At 31.5% G+C, this 20,404-nt stretch carries 15 protein-coding genes; 10 read left to right on the top strand and 5 right to left on the bottom strand.

The genetic code is table 11. The features are described from left to right. Positions 1-10: 10 nt before the first annotated feature. From Q1A46_RS14600 to Q1A46_RS14575, 6 genes are all read left to right on the top strand, one after another. On the top strand, positions 11-1,564 hold the full coding sequence (locus Q1A46_RS14600) for a hypothetical protein (protein ID WP_299680234.1): 1,554 nt from the start codon (positions 11-13) through the stop codon (positions 1,562-1,564). Positions 1,565-1,573: 9 nt separating this feature from the next. Continuing rightward, complete coding sequence (locus Q1A46_RS14595) at positions 1,574-2,503, top strand: peptidylprolyl isomerase (RefSeq protein WP_299680232.1); 930 nt, start codon at positions 1,574-1,576, stop codon at positions 2,501-2,503. Positions 2,504-2,785: 282 nt separating this feature from the next. Next, entirely contained in the window at positions 2,786-3,466 is a 681-nt protein-coding gene (locus Q1A46_RS14590) for an energy transducer TonB (protein ID WP_299680229.1), read from the top strand. Positions 3,467-3,632: 166 nt separating this feature from the next. Continuing rightward, the gene (locus Q1A46_RS14585) at positions 3,633-4,718 is read left to right on the top strand and encodes an energy transducer TonB (RefSeq protein WP_299680227.1); all 1,086 of its coding nucleotides are present in this window, start codon (positions 3,633-3,635) and stop codon (positions 4,716-4,718) included. 68 nt (positions 4,719-4,786) lie between these two features. Next, positions 4,787-5,254 carry a DUF962 domain-containing protein gene (locus Q1A46_RS14580; protein WP_299680224.1) on the top strand — a complete coding sequence of 156 codons (468 nt, stop codon included), beginning with the start codon at positions 4,787-4,789 and terminating at the stop codon, positions 5,252-5,254. Positions 5,255-5,260: 6 nt separating this feature from the next. Continuing rightward, complete coding sequence (locus Q1A46_RS14575) at positions 5,261-5,605, top strand: tRNA-binding protein (RefSeq protein ID WP_299680221.1); 345 nt, start codon at positions 5,261-5,263, stop codon at positions 5,603-5,605. A gap of 34 nt (positions 5,606-5,639) precedes the next feature. On the opposite strand, the gene Q1A46_RS14570 is transcribed toward Q1A46_RS14575, so the two are convergent. Then, positions 5,640-8,144, bottom strand: a complete 2,505-nt coding sequence (locus Q1A46_RS14570) for a M14 family metallopeptidase (RefSeq protein WP_299680219.1) — start codon at positions 8,142-8,144, stop codon at positions 5,640-5,642. 114 nt (positions 8,145-8,258) lie between these two features. Then, positions 8,259-8,417, bottom strand: coding sequence for a YqaE/Pmp3 family membrane protein (locus Q1A46_RS14565; RefSeq protein ID WP_299680216.1), 159 nt, complete (start codon positions 8,415-8,417; stop codon positions 8,259-8,261). Positions 8,418-8,721: 304 nt separating this feature from the next. Here Q1A46_RS14565 and Q1A46_RS14560 point away from each other — a divergent pair, with 304 nt between their 5' ends. From Q1A46_RS14560 to Q1A46_RS14545, 4 genes are all read left to right on the top strand, one after another. After that, a complete protein-coding gene (locus tag Q1A46_RS14560; protein WP_299680212.1) occupies positions 8,722-10,152 on the top strand; it encodes a VOC family protein in 1,431 nt (476 codons plus the stop codon). A 29-nt stretch (positions 10,153-10,181) separates the two neighbouring features. Then, positions 10,182-10,640: an Lrp/AsnC family transcriptional regulator gene (locus tag Q1A46_RS14555; RefSeq protein ID WP_299680209.1), complete on the top strand. Its 459-nt coding sequence runs from the start codon at positions 10,182-10,184 to the stop codon at positions 10,638-10,640. Between the two features lie 167 nt (positions 10,641-10,807). Next, positions 10,808-13,705, top strand: a complete 2,898-nt coding sequence (locus tag Q1A46_RS14550) for an FAD-binding and (Fe-S)-binding domain-containing protein (protein WP_299680206.1) — start codon at positions 10,808-10,810, stop codon at positions 13,703-13,705. Positions 13,706-13,770: 65 nt separating this feature from the next. Beyond that, on the top strand, positions 13,771-14,223 hold the full coding sequence (locus Q1A46_RS14545; protein ID WP_299680203.1) for a hypothetical protein: 453 nt from the start codon (positions 13,771-13,773) through the stop codon (positions 14,221-14,223). 61 nt (positions 14,224-14,284) lie between these two features. Here the strand turns inward: Q1A46_RS14545 and Q1A46_RS14540 are convergent, their stop codons facing one another. The 3 genes from Q1A46_RS14540 to Q1A46_RS14530 all read right to left on the bottom strand — a co-directional run. After that, a complete protein-coding gene (locus Q1A46_RS14540; protein ID WP_299680201.1) occupies positions 14,285-16,432 on the bottom strand; it encodes an OmpA family protein in 2,148 nt (715 codons plus the stop codon). A gap of 11 nt (positions 16,433-16,443) precedes the next feature. Next, on the bottom strand, positions 16,444-17,376 hold the full coding sequence (locus Q1A46_RS14535; protein ID WP_299680198.1) for a type IX secretion system membrane protein PorP/SprF: 933 nt from the start codon (positions 17,374-17,376) through the stop codon (positions 16,444-16,446). A gap of 19 nt (positions 17,377-17,395) precedes the next feature. Continuing rightward, positions 17,396-20,404, bottom strand: a 3,009-nt coding sequence (locus tag Q1A46_RS14530; protein WP_299680195.1) for an Ig-like domain-containing protein, incomplete at its 5' end; no start/stop codon positions are given.

Here is a 20,404-nt window from a genome sequence, read left to right as displayed (position 1 = left end):
TTTTTGATTTATGAAAAAAACGATTCAGTTCATTTTTCTTCTTTTTGTGACTACAACTGTATTTGGTCAAAAAGATATTTCTGAATTAAAAGGAAAAGAATTAAACAACAGAGTTCGTTTAAATTTTATTCCGGTTTCTATGCCAGACAATGCAAGATTTACTGAATCTACTATGGGATTGGTCGGATTGCATTATCAAATTCCTTTTAACGACTGGTTATATGGTGGAGCTGGATTTCATTTTGCTGTAACTGGAGATCAAGGTGGATTATTCACTTTAGGTGCAGAATTAGGTATCAACAAAAAAATAATTGACAATCTTTATTTTGATGCTAACTTCCACTTCGGTGGCGGAGGTGGTTATAGAGTTTTAGTAAATGATGGAGCATTTATCAATCCAAATATTGGTTTACAATATAAAAAGAAAAACTATGGTTTTGGAGTACAATTCAGTCATTTAAACTTTTATACAGGAAGTATTAAAGATAATTCTGTTTCTTTCTTTGTTGAAATTCCAAGTATTTTCAGATATACAGATTATGAAAATGCAAATCAAGAGTTCACAAACACTTTGGGTAACGATTCTTATTGGAAAAGACCTATTGTTAAAAATACACAGCAAGTTCGTTTCGATTTCTTCTTTCCTTTCGGAGAATCTAAAAAAGATAATGGAGATCCTTTAGATACTACATTATATGTATTAGGTTTTGAATATCAGAAGTATGTAAACGAGAATACATTTTTATTTGCACATACTGATGCTATATATAAAGGATTAAGAGCTGGTTTTATGGATTTATTTGTTGGTGCTGGTTATCATCCGTATCAATCAAAGTATATCAATGTTTTTGGAAAACTGGCTGTTGGTGCAGCTGGAGGAAGAATTGCTCCTGAAGGCGGATTAACTGTTTATCCTTCTGCTGGTTTAGATTTAAAAATTTCCGACAATCTAGCATTAAGCGGACATGGTGGATATTACCGAGCTTTAGATGGAGATTTTGAAGCCTACACTTTAGGTTTCGGACTAAAATATATGAACTTGAGTAGTGGAACTGAAACTTCAGACGGAACACCGAATACAAACTTTAAAACTCAAGGAATTTCAGCATCTATACAAAATCAGACGTATTTTAAAGTTCAAAAAACAGATGATCCTAATAATGTATTGGTAACCGATTTACAACTATTAGCTTTAAACTTTACTTACGATATCTTTAATAATGTATACCTAATCGGTGAAGCTGGTTTTGCTTATGGAGGAAGATCTGGTGGTTATGCACATGGATTGGCTGGTTTTGGTGTAAAAACAAATACATTTTTGAATCATAAAGTAAATGCTTTTGTAAATTTAGTTGGAGGTGCTGCTGGTGGTGCTGGTGTAGATACTGACGAAGGAATTGTAGCAAGACCAACTATAGGATTCAATTATTTCGCTACTAACAATATAGCTTTACACGTTTCTGGTGGAAAATTATATTCGCCTTTCGGAAATGTAAATTCAAACAACTTTAATATAGGTATAAGTTATAACTTTGCCTCACTTAAAAATAACACTGACAAATAATAATTTATAATGAATAACGGAATATACGCAAAGTTCACTACTCCTAAAGGAGACATTTTAGTGAATTTAGAATACGAAAAAACTCCTGGAACAGTTGGTAACTTTGTTGCTTTAGCTGAAGGAAATTTAGAAAACACAGCTCGTCCTCAAGGTGAGCCTTATTATAATGGATTAAAGTTTCATAGAGTTATTGCTGACTTTATGATTCAAGGTGGTTGCCCACAAGGAACAGGTACTGGAAATCCAGGTTATAAATTTGACGATGAAATTCACCCAGAATTAAAGCACGATGCTCCTGGAAAACTTTCTATGGCAAATGCTGGGCCAGGAACTAACGGTTCTCAATTCTTTATTACTCATGTTGCTACTCCATGGTTAGACGGAAAGCATACTGTTTTCGGTAGTGTAATTGAAGGACAAGATGTTGTTGATGCTGTTGAGCAAGGTGACGATATGAATGTTGAAATTTTAAGAGTTGGTGAAACTGCCGAAGCTTGGAATGCAGTTGAGGCTTTTAGATCTTTTGAAGGAGAACGTGAAAAAAGAGAAGCTGCTGAAAAAGCTAAGCAAAAAGAACTTTTAGATCAGGTTGCAGCTGGTTATGATGAAACTCCAAGTGGATTGCGTTATAAAATCATTCAAAAAGGTGAAGGAAAAAAAGCAACTAAAGGAGCAATGGTTTCTGTACACTATAAAGGACAATTATTAGACGGAACTGTTTTTGATTCTTCATATAAACGTAAACAACCAATTGATTTTGCTATTGGAGTTGGTCAAGTAATTCCAGGATGGGATGAAGGAATACAATTACTACAAGTTGGAGATAAAGCTCGTTTAGTAATTCCTTCTAACTTAGCTTACGGATCTAGTGGAGCTGGTGGAGTAATTCCTCCTGATGCTACATTAATTTTTGACGTAGAATTAATGAATATTAAATAAAACTGTTAACAAACAGTAAAACAAACAAATAAAAAGCTAATTTATTAACAAATGTTAATAGATTAGCTTTTTTAATTCACTAATTTTGAAAGAGTTAGAGATTCACTGACACAAATGTTAATTAACTGTAAATTTATTATGAAATTAAAAATAAAATTTATAGTTCTTTTTCATCTGATTTAACTTTTCAATAAAAGATCCTTAACATCATAAAATAACTTAAAACCGAAATTTGTAAATGAAGATATAGTTTAGTTTAATAATAAAAATTCCCCTCAAACCATGAAACATTTTACCCCCCCACTGCTAGTAACCATTTTAATGTTACTATCTACTTATGTTTATTCTCAATCTAAAGAGACATGCGATACACCAAATGAACCTTTAATTAATGATTTAAATAGTATTTCTAAATGTACTATTAAAAAGGAATCAGACAATAAAAGAAAAGTTACTCTTAATGTTGCTTCAAGTAAAATCAGAAAAAGAGTTATAAGAAAAAGGAATAAGGCTAATTCATTAGGTAATACCAATAATCTTAAAAAGGAAATTAATTCAAGTAACGATAAACTTGAGATCCGCAGCAAACTTGTTACAAAAAAAGTAATAGCTCAAGAAATTTTATTTTCAGTTGTAGATGAAGTTCCATTATTCCCTAATTGTGAAAATAATAATGGAAATAAAAGTGATTGTTTTAACGAACAATTCTCTAAACACTTTGCTAAAAACTTTGATCCAGAAAGAGCTTCTGATGAAGGATTAAACGGTAGAGTTTTCTTACAATTTACTGTTGATGTGAAAGGTAACGTAAATAATCTTCTTATTAAATCTAGGAATAAAAACAAACAACTTGAACAAGAAATAGAGAGGGTTGTAAGTAAATTACCAAGATTTACTCCAGGTAAACAAAACGGTTTACCTGTAAATGTAAAGTACAGTTTACCTATTAATTTTAGTGAGTAAATTTGACGTTTATTCCTTTTGGCATATTTTTTGGATGAGATAAAATATATGACTAAATTATGTATTTCGCTTATTTGCAATCGATTAAAAAAAACTCGTAAATTTTTTTTAGTCGACATAAATTCATATCTTAGCCGCATAGATAATCTCTAATCCCTAAGAAAGTATGTTTAAAAAAGTTTTCGCAGTTGCTGCAATATTCCTTTTTCAGCAATTTGCATTTTCTCAATCAAAAGACGAAACATGTGATACACCAGCAGGAGATCCTGCATTAGACTTAAACAGTATCACAAAATGTTCAGTAGACAGTAAAGACGGAAAAACAAAAAAAATATCTGTAGAAGTAACTTCTAGACGAAGAGTTATTCGTAAAAGAAATGCTGTTACAGGTGTAAATACTTCTAGTGCTACTTCAAATAAATTAGCTGAATTAAAGAAAAAAGCTTCTTTAGTTGGTAATTTAGATTTAAGTAGTGAAGATGTTGTAGAAAAGGTTCCTTTTAACCTTGTAGAAGAAATTCCTTTATTTGAAGATTGTGAGAAAGTAGCAATTTTTAAACAAGAAAAATGTTTCAAGAAAAATATCGATGATCATATTAGAAGAAACTTCTCTTATCCTGGTAAAGCTTATGAAGAGTCTATCCAAGGTAGAGTTTTAGTTCAATTTGTTATCGATAAGAATGGTGATGTTGCTGATTTAAATGTAAGAGGACCATATCAGGGAGAATTACTTGAAAAAGAAGCTATTCGTATCATTAAGAGATTACCAAAGTTTAAACCTGGTAAGCATAACGGTAAAAGTGTTAAAGTTAAATATGGTGTACCTATTAACTTTAGAATTCCTGGAAAAAGACCTTCTAACGTAAAAAGAGTTAAGAAGATTCCAGAAAACACAAAAGATATCTTTGGATTTAAAAGTGTAGATTCAGTTCCTTTATTTTCTGATTGTAATGCTAAAGATTCTCAAAGCTGTTTTAATGTTCAGTTTTCTAAATTCATCAATGAAAACTTTGCTTACCCAGAAGAAGCTAAAAGAAAAAATATTCAAGGTAAAGTAACTGCTTCTTTTATCGTTGACACTAACGGTGAAGTTGTAAATATTAGAGCTAAAGGCCCAGAGGGAGGAAAAATCTTAGAAGATGCTTTAGTTTCAATTTTAAGCAGAATGCCTAAGTTAAAGCCTGCAATGAAAAAAGGCGTAAGAGTTAAAGTTAGATATAGTTTCCCTATAAACTTTGCTTTAAACAAATAATATACTAACAGAGATTTATATACTACAAAGGTCAGAAGTAATTCTGGCCTTTTTTAATTTAAAAAATTATGAGAACAGCTAAACAATGGTTTGAAGAATATGCAGTTAGTCACCAAAACGAAACAAATCAATTGATACATTACATTTGTGTGCCTGCAATTTTTTTTAGTGTTATTGGTTTATTTATGTCCATACCTCCTACCCTAATCAAAAACACATTTAAACTATATAATCCTCTTATTGAGAATTGGGCTTTTGTAATAGGTGTTTTCTTGTCTGTTTTCTTTTACTTAAGATTAGGATTTTGGTACTTTATAAAAATGATCATTTTTATACTTTTAGCAATTGCTGGTAATAATTGGATAAATAATCATTCAAATTTATTAATTGTTTCTATAGCTATTTTTGTTATAGCATGGATTGGACAATTCTATGGACATAAGGTTGAAGGAAAAAAACCTTCATTTATCAAAGATTTACAATTCCTTTTAATTGGTCCATTATGGGTAATAGAAAAATTATCCTCTAAGAAATAACTAATGATGGAAACTACTATTAATTTTGATGATTTCTTAAAAATAGATATTAGAGTTGGTACTATTATAAGTGTTAATGACTTTCCTAAAGCAAGAAAACCTGCTTATCAATTAACAATAGATTTTGGCAGTGCTATAGGTATAAAAAAAACTAGTGCACAAATTACAAGTTTATATAGTAAAGAAGATTTAATTAATAAGAAGGTAAACTGTATTATTAATTTTAAACCTAAACAAATAGCAAATTTTATGAGTGAATGCTTAGTTTTAGGTGTATATAATGATAATAATGAAGTTGTAGTATTATCTAATTCTAAAGAAAATATAAAAAATGGAACTCAAGTTTCTTAGGATTACTTGAATTCCATATTTAATATTATTTGATTTACATTTTATCTCCAAAGAAAACTGCGTTCATCAATAACTTATTTGTTCCAAACCAGAATGCTCTAAAATTAGTATTGTCAGTAAAAACTAAAACTTTCCCTCTACCTAATTGACTAGCTTTAAAAGGTACTGTTTCTTTTAACTGCTCTAAATTAGGTTTAGAAATATATCCACTCAATAGTGGATCGTTAGTATAACGAATAGGATTATTATAACTATTCTTATCAGCTTTTATAAATAAAGTACTATTTCTAAATAATGCAATTGAATTATTTTTATATCCAAAATTTACAGGATGAGATCTATCTAAGTTTGCTTTAAATATTGCTCCTCCTATTACTTGAGCTCCTGAAAACAATCTTCTATCTTCGAATTTAATATTTTTAGCTATTAGAGGTTTTTTACTATTAAACTCTAACTTAATAAACTTATTGTTAGATAACCAACGAGATGCATTTTTATAACCAATAAGAACACCTCCGTTTATAGTCCACTCTTTTAACTTACTATCGACAATATTATCCAATGAAGATACATTTGGCATTATAATCGTTGAATATTTTGATAGATCTGTTCTCCTAAAATTAGAAACATCTAGCTTTGTAATACGCATATCAAATCTTTGGTCGAATAAATGCCAAATCTCTCCTGCATCACTTGGCGATATTCCATTCCCTACTAAAACAGCTACTTTCTGTTTCTTAATGTTTCTAAAGTTATTACTCCCCAAATCAATACCATCATTGAGTCCAGTTTTAACACCAAAAATATTCAAATGACTGTCTTTAGCACTTTTAGATAAAAACTCAAAAAGTTCTTTACCGTTAAGTTCTTGATTTTGAACAGGAATAAAAATTGTTCCGTAATCATACGTTTTTAATCCGTTTTTAAAAGTTTTCATGGCCACTTTGACACGTAAACCTTTATTTAAAATATGATTCAATGCTTTTGGAGCATAATACTCGTTCCAAGGCATTAAATAACCTACTTCACTTTTAAAATCAATATTTCCTTCTTGTAATATTGGCTTCTTAATTTCATCACCAACCTTAGATAAAGAAACATCCTTTAAAAAATCTACACCAAAAGCATGATTGAATGTCCATGCAGAAACATCGTAAAATAAACTATCTTGAAAACTCTTTCTTACATCGAACATTGCATTTATTAATCGTACATTTTTCTGATTTAAAGGAACAGCGTAACTAGAGTTTTTCTTAAATTTTAAACTGCCCTCATTAAAATCAGCCTTTAATTTATGTACTTTAATCTTGTGCCTGTGTAATACTTCAGCTAATTGATAAGCTTTGGCAGCATCTTTTTCATCTCCAAAAACAATAGCTTTTTCTTTTTCAAATGATTTAGAGTTCTTGTAAAAACGTTGTTGATAATTTAACAATTTAACACGCATATTGTTTGCTGCTTCTAAAGTAGAAAGCGCGGCCGTAAACTGATTACGAATAGTAAATGGAAACGTTAAAACTCCATTGTCTGTTTCTTGTGCATGACCTCTGGAACTTCCTTGTTCAAATAAAATTCCTATTCCTCCGTTTATATCCGGAAAAGTAGATCCCTTACCATAGTAAAAATCATCAAAACTTTCTTCTGAATAATATAAAGAACCTATTTCGTCTAACGCTTTGGCATGAAATGTAGCTATCTCTTTTGTTAATTCTTGATTTAACTTTGGAGTTAAAGGATGAGTTCTACTTTGAATTCCTGGTTGAAAGAAAAATGTAGAATTACTTCCCATTTCATGGTGATCCGTTAGAATATTTGGTAACCATTCATGAAAAGTTTTAATACGAGATTTACTTTCCGGTAACTGAACTGGAAGCCAATCTCTATTCATATCAAACCAATAATGATTTGTTCTTCCTCTTGGCCAAATTTCAGTATACTCTCTATCGTTTGGATCTGGATTTATATTTTTTGATTTATTGCTATTTGCCCAATACGAAAAACGTTGTACTCCATCTGGATTCATACACGGGTCGAATAAAATAACTGTATTATTTAACAGATTTTCTATCTCTTTTCCTTCAGCAGCTGCCAAATGGTATGCAGCTACTAACGCAGCATTTGCTCCACTAGCTTCATTACCGTGAATGGAAAATCCTTGATAAACTACAATAGGTAAATTTGAAACATCTACTGAACTATTATCTGTTAATTCAATATGCTTTTTCCTTATATCTTCTAATTTATTATGATTATTAGAAGAAGTAATTTTTAATAAAATCAAAGGTCTGTCTTCGTAAGTTTTTCCTCTTTCTTCAATAACAACTCTATCTGAAGCTTTTGCTAGAGCTTTCATATAATATAGTAACTTATCGTGAGTAATATGCCACTCTCCTACCTCATGTCCAATAACAGATTTTGGAGTAGGAATATTTTTATTGTAAGTTACATTTTTTGGTAAATAATAAGATAAATCTAATTTGCTTTGTGCAAAAGAAGACAAGATTACTGAAGACAGTAATAGTGTAAGTATTTTTTTCATTTTGAAGTATTCGGTGTACCTAACAAAGATATGACCAATAGTTTGAACTTTAATCGAATACCTAAATGAATCTAAATTTTAAGAAAAAATTAATACTTAACTAAATGAACAAGATTAACTGTTAGGATTATTTAAAATCACTAAAGCACCAATTACTCCAGGAATCCATCCACAAAGTGTCAATAGAAAAATAATTACAAAAGATCCACAACCTTTATCGATAATTGATAGTGGAGGAAATATAATAGCTAATAAAACTCTTAATATATTCATATAGAAAATCGCATTTTTATTTAAAAGACGATTTTATTTCTGATTTGTTACAGTTTATACAAATATCACTCTACAATTCATTCTTTTTCAAGCATTCTAACATTAAATCAATAGATTCATCATCAAAGAAAAGTCAATTTGATTTTAAAAAGGCTATTTTAAAATAAAAAATGTTTTTTCTCTTTTAAAAACAAGATCTAAAAAGTTAATATAACTCAAAAAACCTGATTTAAAAGTAAATTTCACTTTTATAAACCAGAATAGAGATTAAATTTATTTATTTTGTAATAAAAATCGATTCGTTATGTCATCAAAAAATATTGTAGATAATTCTAATTTAGATACAAAAGCATTTGTTTCGCCAGAATATATTCGTAACCGTTTTGCTTCAATCATGTCTGACATGTATAAAAATGAAGTTCCGTTATACGGAGATTTATTAGATTTAGTTCATGATATTAACGATACTGTTCTTTCTGAATCTACTTTGATAAAAGAACAACTTGCTAATACAGGAGAGATTACTCGATTAAACATGGAACGTCATGGTGCTATTCGTTTAGGAAAACCATACGAATTATTTACAATGCGACGTTTATTTAAAGTTATGGGGATGTTTCCTGTTGGATATTACGACTTAGCTACAGCTGGCGTTCCTGTACATTCTACAGCCTTTAGAGCAATTGAAAACACAGCTTTAAATCAAGCTCCTTTTAGAGTTTTCACTTCTTTATTGCGTTTAGATTTAATTGATGATAATAATTTACGTGAACGTGTTGAAACTATTTTAGAAGATCGTCAAATCTTTACACAGAAAGCTTTAGAGCTCATTGAAAAATCTGAAAAACAAGGCGGATTAAACAAAGAAGATGCCGAAATTTTTGTTCAAGAAGCATTAGAAACTTTTAGATGGCATGACACGGCTACTGTAGATTATGAAATGTATGAAGCTTTACTAAAACAGCATCGTTTAATTGCAGATGTAGTTGCTTTTAAAGGTCCTCATATCAACCATCTAACTCCAAGAAGTTTAGATATAGATAAAGTACAAGCAAGTATGGAAGCTCGTCATATTCCACCGAAAGATAATATTGAAGGTCCGCCAACTAGAAAATGTCCTATCCTATTACGTCAAACAAGTTTTAAAGCATTAACTGAAAAAGTTACTTTTAAAAACGATAACGGAAACGGAAAAATGGGTGAACATAAAGCTCGTTTTGGCGAAATTGAACAACGTGGAGCAGCTTTAACTCAGAAAGGACTTGACTTATATAATGAATTACTTGGTAAAACACGTAAAGCAATTGGAGGTTCTCCTAATGCTGAAAATGCAGCTGAATACAACAAATTACTACAAGAAAATTTTACAGTTTTTCCAGATAATTATGCTGAATTACATTCAGAAAAATTAGCCTATTTCCATTATTTTACAACTGAAAAAGCTAAAAATATTTCTAAAGATCGTTTATTTAGAAAGGAAGATGTTCCTCAACTATTAGAAGACGGCTATTTAAAAATAGAACCGATGGTTTACGAGGATTTCTTACCTGTAAGTGCAGCAGGAATTTTTGCTTCAAACTTAGGAACAGATGATGCCAAACGTAATTACGAAGGAACTTCCAATCAATTATTATTTGAAAAAGATTTAGGAGCTCCTGTATACGAATTAATGAAATGGTATGAAGACATGCAAGATGAAACTATTCAGAAATGTTTAGCTGAACTTAATACTTAATGTATGATTAGAAACATAAAATTATACTCTTGGAAAATCAATTTGACTACATAGATCGACAAATTTTATCTAAACTTAGAGATGATGCTAGAAAAGCATTTTCTCAAATCGCTGAAGAATTGAATGTTTCTAATTCTTTAATTCATCAACGTATTAAAAAATTAACTACTGAAGGAGTAATTAAAAATGCTGAGTTTGTTCTCGATGAGAAAAAACTAGGTTACAAAACAAAATCGTATACTGGTATTCGTTTAAGAGAAGCTCGATTTGCTAAAGAAGTAATGCGAGAACTTGAAAAAATAGATGAAATTGTTGAGTGCAATTTTGTTTCTGGTAGTTACGCTATTTTTATTCTTACTTATACTCGTGATAACGAACATTTACAAAAAGTTTTATACGACAAAGTGCATTTAATTAATGGAGTTGCAGGTACAGACTCTTTCATTTGTTTTGATACTTGTTTCAAAAGAAACTCAGTAATTCAATAATTGTCTTTTTTGTGAAATAACAACACTTTTTTTGCCATATTCTCAGCAAAATAGTTTTTAAAGATAAATTGATCTTTTGAATCATAAGATTGTAGTAAATTAGAGGTTTTGATTCAAAAATCAATAGAAAACAACACAACTATTAAAAGGTAAATTCCTTATTTATCATGACACTAGACAAACAACTACAAATTGTTTCAGAAAAATTATCAGGAGAACTCGTATTTGATAATCTTCATAAAAGTATTTATGCTACAGATGCTTCGGTATATAGAAAAACACCAACAGCTGTTGCTTTTCCTAAAACTATTGAAGACATTAAAATATTAATCGATTTTTCTGTACAGCATAATATTACTTTAGTTCCTAGAACTGCTGGTACTTCGTTAGCTGGACAATGTGTTAGTGATGGAATTATAGTTGATGTTTCGAAACACTTTACGAATATTCTTGCGTTTGATGAAAAAAATAAAACCATTACTGTAGAACCAGGAATTATTAGAGACGATTTAAATCGTTTTTTAAAACCTTACGGATTATTTTTTGGTCCGAATACATCTACATCAAATCGTTGTATGATTGGTGGTATGGTAGGAAATAATTCTTCGGGAAGTACTTCTATTCGATATGGAGTTACTAGAGATAAAGTAATTGCTATTGATGCACTTTTATCAGATGGGTCTAAAGCTACTTTTTCTGAAATTTCCTCTCAAGAATTCCGTAAAAAGACAACTCAAGATGATTTAGAAGGAAAGATCTACAAATCTATTTTCTTTGAATTAAGTTCTAAAGAAACTCAAGATGAAATTTTAAAAGAGTTTCCGAAAGCAGCAATTCATAGAAGAAATACTGGTTATGCTGTTGATGAATTTTTGACTTCAAATTTATTTGGCGGTGAAGATGATACCGTTAATACAGCAAAATTTCTTTCAGGAAGTGAAGGAACTTTAGCGTTTATGACTGCTATTACGATTCAATTAGACGACCTTCCTCCTACTCATAGCATTATGGTAACTCCACATTTTACTAGTGTAAATGAGAGTTTAAAAGCTACTATTACAACCATGAATCATAATTTATTCACTTGTGAATTGATGGATAAAGTGATTTTAGATTGTACCAAAAATAACAGAGAGCAAGCTAAGAATAGATTTTTTATTCAAGGAGATCCTGAAGCTGTTTTAATGTTAGAAGTAAAAGCTGATTCTAAAGAGAAAGTTGAAGAATTAGCTGATAAATTAATTCAAGATTTAAAAGACAATAACTTCGGATATCATTATCCTAAAGTATTTGGTGATGATATTAAAAAAGTTCTAGATTTAAGAAAAGCTGGACTTGGCTTATTAGGTAATATGATTGGTGATAAAAAAGCAGTGGCTTGTATTGAAGATACTGCTGTGGATTTACATGATTTACCTGAATACATTGAAGAATTCTCTGCAATTATGGACAAATATCAGCAACAAGCTGTGTATTATGCGCATGCAGGAGCTGGAGAATTGCATTTAAGACCTATTTTAAATCTTAAAAAAGCTGAGGATGTTGATTTATTTAGAAAGATAACAACGGAAACTGCAGAACTTGTAAAGAAATATAATGGTTCTTTTAGTGGTGAACATGGAGACGGAATTGTAAGAGCCGAATTTATTCCTTTAATGATTGGTGATCGTAATTACCAACTTTTAAAGCGTATTAAAAAAGCTTTTGATCCGAATAACGTATTCAATAAAGGAAAGATAACGGATGCTTTTAAAATGGATGAAAGTTTACGTTATGAAGTAGATCGAAATGAACCAGAAATTAATACCATTTTCGATTTTTCTGATAGTCAAGGAATTTTACGTTTGGCAGAAAAATGTAATGGTTCTGGTGATTGTAGAAAATCTCCTGAAGCAGGCGGAACTCTTTGTCCGAGTTACAGAGCAACTAAAGACGAAAAAGATACTACTCGATCGAGAGCAAATGCTTTTCGTGAATTTTTAACAAACTCAGATCAAGTAAATAAATTTAATCATAAAGAGTTAAAAACTGTTTTCGATTTATGTTTAAGTTGTAAAGCTTGTGCTAGTGAATGTCCGAGTAATGTTGATGTTGCTTCTTTAAAAGCCGAGTTTTTATATCAATATCAAGAAACTAACGGATATTCTTTCAGAAGTAAATTATTTGCAAATAATGCAAAGTATAACAAGTTAGGAAGCAAATTTCCTACAATTACAAACTTCTTAACCAATACGAGTTTAGCTAAAAAAGTAATGGGAGTTGCACAAGAAAGAACTGTTCCGAAATTAGCAAAACAAACTTTAAACGCTTGGTTGAAAAGAACGAATCAGAAAGACAGCGAAAAAACGGTATTGTTATTTAATGATGAGTTCACCAATTTTTATGACACTGAAATTGGTAAAGATTCAATAGCTGTGTTAAATGCTTTAGGTTACAAGGCTGAGGTTTTAAATCATGAAGAAAGCGGACGAAGTTATATTTCAAAAGGTTTTCTAAAAGAAGCTAAAACTATCGCTAATAAAAATGTCGAATTATTTAAAGATAAAGTTTCAGAAAACAAACCTTTAATAGGAATTGAACCTTCTGCTATTTTAACTTTTAGAGATGAATATTTACGATTAGCTGATGATAAAAAAGCGGCTACTGAAATTGCTGAACATACGTTTACTATTGAAGAGTTTCTTTCTAAAGAAATTGAGAAAGGAAATATAACTTCAAGTCAATTTACATCTTCTAGTAAAGAAATTAAGATTCACGGACATTGTCATCAAAAATCTTTATCAACCACAAATTCGATTTTTACAATGCTTAATATTCCTGAAAACTATACTGTTCGAATAATGAATACAGGTTGTTGTGGTATGGCTGGTTCATTTGGATACGAAAAAGAGCATTATAAAGTTAGTATGCAAGTTGGTGAAGATACATTATTCAAAAAGGTTAGAAATGCTTCTAACAGCACAGAAATAGCTGCTTCAGGTACAAGTTGTAGACATCAAATATATGACGGTACAAGCAAAGTTGCTAAGCATCCAATCACCTTACTAAAAGAAGCTTTAATCTAATTAATTGAAAATCATTATTTTATTTCGTATATTTAAGAGTATCTAACTTTTAAAAATTCTTAAGTATGAGCACGAATAAAATAATTTTTAAGAATGGTTTATTAATCTATTCTTGTATTGTTGCTTTTTTTCTATTGATGAAAGTATTAGGATTAGATAATGTTTCTGAACTACGTTTTTTAAATTTTCTTTTTGTTTTTTATGGTGTTAACAGAGCTATAAAACAAAATATTGATTTAAATGAACAGGAATCTTACTTTAATAATTTTTATGTTGGTTTTGGTTCTTCCGTTATTGGTATTGCATTAACAATTATAGGCTTAATTGTTTATGTTGGTTTTATAGATTCTAGCTTTATGTCGGTTTTAGAAAACTCATCTTTATGGGGGAAAGAGCTCAGTTTAGAAATGGTTGTGTTTGCACTATCTATTGAAGGAACTGCATCTTCTGTTATGTGTTCTTTTATTTTAATGCAGTATTATAAAAACTATAAACCAGCTACTGGTGTTTTAACATAAAAAAAGCGAGAAAGTAAACTTTCTCGCTTAAACTTAAAATAATTTAGGGATTATATTAAAATTAGTTACAATCTTCTTCACTCTTGTAACACTTATTGTCGCGTCTTCCAAGTCTTCCTTTTAGAAGTTTTCTTTTTGGAGTACGTATTCTTCTTAACCTTTGCATTATCGCTTTTTGATCTTTATAACCTTTTCTATCAATAATTCTAGGTTTACTATTTTCTATTGTAATATCGTTTTTACCGCTAACAATATAGAAATATGATCTTCTATTTAATTGATGTTCTTCTTCTGAACATTTTCTACTGTTTTTATCATCACAATGATTTAACAACTGATCTTCTCCATAACCAATTGCACTTTCAATTCTACTAGATGCAATACCTCTTGAGACTAAGAAATCTCTTGTAGATTTTGCTCTTCTGTCAGATAATTTTCTGTTATACGTTTTTCCTCCCCTACTATCTGTATGAGATTCAATCTTAATAATCATTTTTGGATGATTATTCATAACAGCAACAATATTCTCTAATTCATACTGTGCATCTTCTCTAATAAATGACTTATTAAAATCGAAATAAATCGGTTTAATTACAATTTGATTACCTACGATTAATGGATCTAACATTAAATCAACTCTAATCACTTTACCATTTTCCTTTGTTAAATTAAAGTCTTTTTTTGCTGCTGATCTATAATCTCTTTGTTCTGCAATAACAGATAAAACATCTGTACCACAAACTACTTTATCGAAACTGTATTTACCTTCACTATTTGTTAAAGCTTCATTTACGATTGTACCAGTTGCTTTATCTACTAATTTTATAATAGCATTTGCTATTGGAGCTTTAGTAACTTTATCTGTAAGAGTACCCGTTATAGTTTGTAAACATTCTTTTGGTTTAGGTAATTGAGAGATATAAAAACTGTAAATATCATCGTCTCCTTTTCCTTTTGATCTATTTGAAGAAAAGAATCCCTTTTTTCCAGTGGTATCTACATAAAAAGCGAAATCATCTTTTTTACTATTGAAAGGAAAATCAAGATTTACAACTTTACTGAAAGTTCCATCTTCATAAATTTTTGTTTGAAAAATATCTAAAAGACCTAAACCTCTATGTCCATTTGAAGAAAAGAATAACACACCATCTTCTGATACAAAAGGAAACATTTCTCTTTCTGAAGTATTAACTGTGTTTCCTAAATTAACTGGTTCACCATAACCATCTTCTTTTATTTCAGCTTTAAAAAGATCTGTTGCTCCTAATGAACCTGGCATATCTGAAGTGAAATACAATGTTTTCTCGTCTGGACTTAAAGCTGGATGACCTACAGAATAATCGTCACTATTAAATGGTAATTCTTCAATATTTTCCCAATTGTCATTTATATTTTCAGCTTTATATAACTTTAAGTTTACTGTTTGTTTTTTATCCTTTCGAAGTTTTTTTCCATCATAATTTACTCTAGAAAAATACATGTATTTTCCATCTTTAGTAAAAACTGCAGAAGATTCATGAAATGATGTATTTACTGGAGATGGTAATATATTTTTACCTTCAACTCCATAAATAGTGTCATACTTAGTATCTTCTAACTTTTGAATATAACCGTTAGATTTATATAAATTTAAAAAAGGTTGATTGTTCCAACGATAAACTTTTTCTCCTTTAATTCCTCTTGGAGCTGCTGAAGCATAATAAATTTCATTATTAAAAATAACCCCTCCAAAATCTGAAAATGGAGTATTTGTAGCTAAATTTCTAACACTTAATTTTTTTCTTCCTCCATTTAAAAAATCTTGAAAATGGTTTACTTTATCTATATATTTCTTATTATCATTTGTAGGTTTATCTTTTTTAAGCGCAAAGTATATAGAATCTGATTTTTTTGTATTTCCATTACTTTTTAATACTTGAGCGTACTTAAAAAGGTAATTAGGATCGGTTTCTTTAGCTATTTCTATTAACTTTTTAAACCAAATCTCTGCTTCTTCTGTTCTAGAATTATTGTAATATGAATCTCCAATTCTCTTTAAAACATACTTTGAAGTATCTCCTTTTTTATAGACAGCTTCATAAATTTTAGCTGCTTTAAAATATGCAAATTCTTCAAAATATCTATCGGCAACTCTTTTGCTTTGAGATAATAATGGTAATGCTGTTAGTAGTGTTAGAATTAAGGTGGTTGATAGTGTCTGTTTTTTCATTATTTTAAGCTTTAAAAAAATCTGGGGGATTTCATTCTAGCCTGTTTAAAAATTTCGTATCGTAAAAGTACTTCGTGAGTTCCACTGTTTACCACATTATAGTTCGATGTGGTTAAATCAAAAGCATATCCTATGTGCAATGATTCACTTACTTGAAAACCAGCTAATGCAGCAACAGAATCATCCCATCTCCAAGCCAGTCCAGCTCTAAACTTATCATTAAATAAAAAGTTAGCAGAAACATCAATTGATAATGGTGCTCCAAAAACTAATTTTGCTAATGCTGCAGGTTTAAATTTGATATTTTCATTAAGATCGAAAACATAACCTGCAATTAAAAAATAGTGTAATCTTTCCACTGCCGTTTCTTCAACACTATTAGTCGCATCGTAATGTTCTTGACGTAAAAAGTTAGGTACAGATAAACCAATATACCATTGTGGCTCATGATAATAGATACCAGCTCCCACAGTTGGTAAAAACTTATTTACAATATTATTTGATGGATCAAAAATTTGATCATTATCTCTCGATCTTCCAAGTGACCAATCTACATTTAAGAGTCTACCTCCTAATTTTAAACCAAAAGCAAGATTTCCTTCATCTCCAGTTTGAACTGTATAAGAAAGATTACCATCAAGATAAGTTTCATGTGATGGACCTAATTTATCATTTACTAAATTAATCCCTATACCTAATCCGCTATAACCTATACTTGTATCGTAACTTAAATTTTGAGTATCAGGTGCTCCTTCAAAACCAACCCATTGAGTTCTTCCTAAAGCAGTAAGCACTGTATGTCCTTTTGACCCAACATAAGCTGGGTTAACAGACATCGTATTTAACATGTACTGTGTATAATGGGGATCTTGCTGAGATATAGCATCTGTTATGTAACAGATGCTAATCAATAAAACTATTCTTTTTAATAAAAGTGACTTCATTCTTTATTTTTACACTTTATTATCTATTAATATATATCCAACCCTTTAAGATAGGACTTCCATCTCCTAAATCAATTACGTAGTAGTAAGTTCCTACTGGTAATTTATCTAATGTTTGGATAGTTGCTCTACCGTTTGAAATACCTTCAAATCTTCTACTAGAATCATTATTATTATATCCTTTAATCTTATAGACTGTATTACCCCATCTGTTAAAAATTTCTACCGTATTGTTTGTATAATTATCTATACAGTTAATTTTTAAGTAGTCATTTTTTCCATCTCCATTTGGACTAAATTCATTATAAACTGTTAAACAAGGATCTGTAACTTCTATAGTAACTGTTGCTGTTGAACAATTTGCTGGTGTTGCACTATCACATATAGTATATGTAAATGTATCAGTTCCTGTAAATCCTGGATCTGGTGTGTATGTCACAGTATCATCACTTGGATCATCTGGTGTACCTCCATCATCCACATCTACATCACCATTATCTGGTCCATCATCTATTGTTAATGTTCCATCATCTGGTATGTCATTATCATTATCAAAGATATCAATAATAACTGTATCACCTCCATTTGTTTCAGAATTATCATCTTCTGCATCTGGTGTTGGATTAACATCTACTGTTACTGTAGTTGTTGAACAATTTGGTGGCATAGCATCATCACAAAGTGTATATGTGAAAGTATCTGTACCATTGAAATCTTCATCTGGTGTATAAATTACAGTATCATCGCTTGGATCATTTGGTGTACCTCCATCGTCTATAGTTACTGTACCATTTGAACCATCTGTAACTGTTAATGTTCCTGATGATGGTACATCAGTGTCATTTCCTAATATATCTATTTCAACTGATTCATCTTCATCTGTTGTTGCTGTATCCGGATTAGTATCAGGAGTTGGTAGGACATCAACAGTAACTGTAGCGGTGTCACAGTTTGGTGGCATTTGATCATCACATACTGTATATGTAAATGTATCTGTACCATTAAACCCAGGATCTGGTGTGTAAATTACAGTATCATCACTTAGATCGTTTGGTGTACCTCCATCATTAATCGTTACTGAACCATTTGCAGGATCTGTAACTGTTAATGTTCCTGTTGAAGGTGTATCTGTATCATTTGCTAAGATATCTATTTCTACTTCTTCATTTTCATCTGTAGTAGCTGTATCATCCTCTGCTCCAGGCAAACGTATATCTATAACATCAACAGTCACCGTAGCTGTATCACAGTTTGGTGGCGTTTGATCATCACAAACTGTATATGTAAATGTATCAGTACCTGTAAACCCTGGATTAGGTGTATAAATTACAGTATCATCACTTGGATCATTTGGTGTACCACCGTTGTCTACAGTTACTATACCATTTGAACCATTCGTAACTGTTAATGTTCCTGAATTTGGAACATCAGTATCATTTGATAAAATATTGATATCAACTGGTGTATTTTCATTTGTTGTAGCAACATCATCTAGTACATCAACTGTATTTAATATTGTATATCCGTCGTTTCCTGCATCAATACTTCCGCCTCCTACTGGAGTAACTGAAGTTGGGTTTGTTCCTTCTGTTTGTGTACTTCCTGATGGTAAATCGCCTTCTACAACTACAATATCTACTGGACTTCCTGCTGGAACGCCTGTCAACGTATAGCTTCCATCTGGATTCGTAGTCGTACTTGGCTCCCCTGGATCTTGAACGCCATCACCATCTAAGTCTGCAAATACGGTAACACCGCCTAAACCACTTTCTGATCCGTCTTGTGTTCCGTTTCCGTTGGTATCGCCGTAAACAACTCCACTAACATCACCTTGTGATTGGTATCCGTCGTTTCCTGCATCAACACTTCCGCCTCCTACTGGAGTAACTGAAGTTGGGTTTGTTCCTTCTGTTTGTGTGCTTCCTGATGGTAAATCGCCTTCTACAACAACAATATCTACTACACTTCCCGCTGGAACGCCTGTCAACGTATAGCTTCCATCTGGATTCGTAGTCGTACTTGGCTCGCCTGGATCTTGAACGCCATCACCATCTAAGTCTGCAAATACTGTAACACCGCCTAAACCACTTTCTGATCCGTCTTGTGTTCCGTTTCCGTTGGTATCGCCGTAAACAACTCCACTAACATCACCTTGTGTTTGGTATCCGTCATTTCCTGCTGAAACATTTGTACCTCCTACTGGAGTAACTGAAGTTGGGTTTGTTCCTTCTGTTTGTGTGCTTCCTGATGGTAAATCACCTTCTACAACAACAATATCTACTGCACTTCCCGCTGGAACTCCTGTCAACGTATAGCTTCCATCTGGATTCGTAGTCGTACTTGGCTCGCCTGGATCTTGAACTCCATCACCATCTAAGTCTGCAAATACTGTAACACCGCCTAAACCACTTTCTGATCCGTCTTGTGTTCCGTTTCCGTTGGTATCGCCGTAAACAACTCCACTAACATCACCTTGTGTTTGGTATCCGTCATTTCCTGCTGAAACATTTGTACCTCCTACTGGAGTAACTGAAGTTGGGTTTGTTCCTTCTGTTTGTGTGCTTCCTGATGGTAAATCGCCTTCTACAACAACAATATCTACTGCACTTCCCGCTGGAACGCCTGTTAATGTATAACTTCCATCAGCATTAGTAACTGTACTTGGCTCACCTGGATCTTGAACTCCATCTCCATCTAAGTCTGCAAATACGGTAACACCGCCTAAACCACTCTCTGATCCGTCTTGTGTTGCGTTTCCGTTGGTATCGCCGTAAACAACTCCACTAACATCACCTTGTACTTGGTATCCGTCGTTTCCTGCATCAACACTTCCGCCTCCTACTGGAGTAACTGAAGTTGGATTCGTTCCTTCTGTTTGTGTGCTTCCTGATGGTAAATCTCCTTCTACAACAACAATATCTACTGCACTTCCCGCTGGAACGCCTGTCAACGTATAGCTTCCATCTGGATTCGTAGTCGTACTTGGCTCGCCTGGATCTTGAACTCCATCGCCATCTAAGTCTGCAAA

It is taken from the genome of uncultured Tenacibaculum sp., from assembly GCF_947502995.1.
In the GTDB taxonomy this organism is placed as follows: domain Bacteria; phylum Bacteroidota; class Bacteroidia; order Flavobacteriales; family Flavobacteriaceae; genus Polaribacter.
This window is presented reverse-complemented; position numbering and strand designations above follow the sequence as displayed.

Coding starts and splice junctions, on each gene's coding strand:
- Q1A46_RS14600 (WP_299680234.1), top strand. CDS start 11: ATGAAAAAAACGATTCAGTTCATTTTTCTTCTTTTTGTGACTACAACT.
- Q1A46_RS14595 (WP_299680232.1), top strand. CDS start 1,574: ATGAATAACGGAATATACGCAAAGTTCACTACTCCTAAAGGAGACATT.
- Q1A46_RS14590 (WP_299680229.1), top strand. CDS start 2,786: ATGAAACATTTTACCCCCCCACTGCTAGTAACCATTTTAATGTTACTA.
- Q1A46_RS14585 (WP_299680227.1), top strand. CDS start 3,633: ATGTTTAAAAAAGTTTTCGCAGTTGCTGCAATATTCCTTTTTCAGCAA.
- Q1A46_RS14580 (WP_299680224.1), top strand. CDS start 4,787: ATGAGAACAGCTAAACAATGGTTTGAAGAATATGCAGTTAGTCACCAA.
- Q1A46_RS14575 (WP_299680221.1), top strand. CDS start 5,261: ATGGAAACTACTATTAATTTTGATGATTTCTTAAAAATAGATATTAGA.
- Q1A46_RS14570 (WP_299680219.1), bottom strand. CDS start 8,144: ATGAAAAAAATACTTACACTATTACTGTCTTCAGTAATCTTGTCTTCT.
- Q1A46_RS14565 (WP_299680216.1), bottom strand. CDS start 8,417: ATGAATATATTAAGAGTTTTATTAGCTATTATATTTCCTCCACTATCA.
- Q1A46_RS14560 (WP_299680212.1), top strand. CDS start 8,722: ATGTCATCAAAAAATATTGTAGATAATTCTAATTTAGATACAAAAGCA.
- Q1A46_RS14550 (WP_299680206.1), top strand. CDS start 10,808: ATGACACTAGACAAACAACTACAAATTGTTTCAGAAAAATTATCAGGA.
- Q1A46_RS14545 (WP_299680203.1), top strand. CDS start 13,771: ATGAGCACGAATAAAATAATTTTTAAGAATGGTTTATTAATCTATTCT.
- Q1A46_RS14540 (WP_299680201.1), bottom strand. CDS start 16,432: ATGAAAAAACAGACACTATCAACCACCTTAATTCTAACACTACTAACA.
- Q1A46_RS14535 (WP_299680198.1), bottom strand. CDS start 17,376: ATGAAGTCACTTTTATTAAAAAGAATAGTTTTATTGATTAGCATCTGT.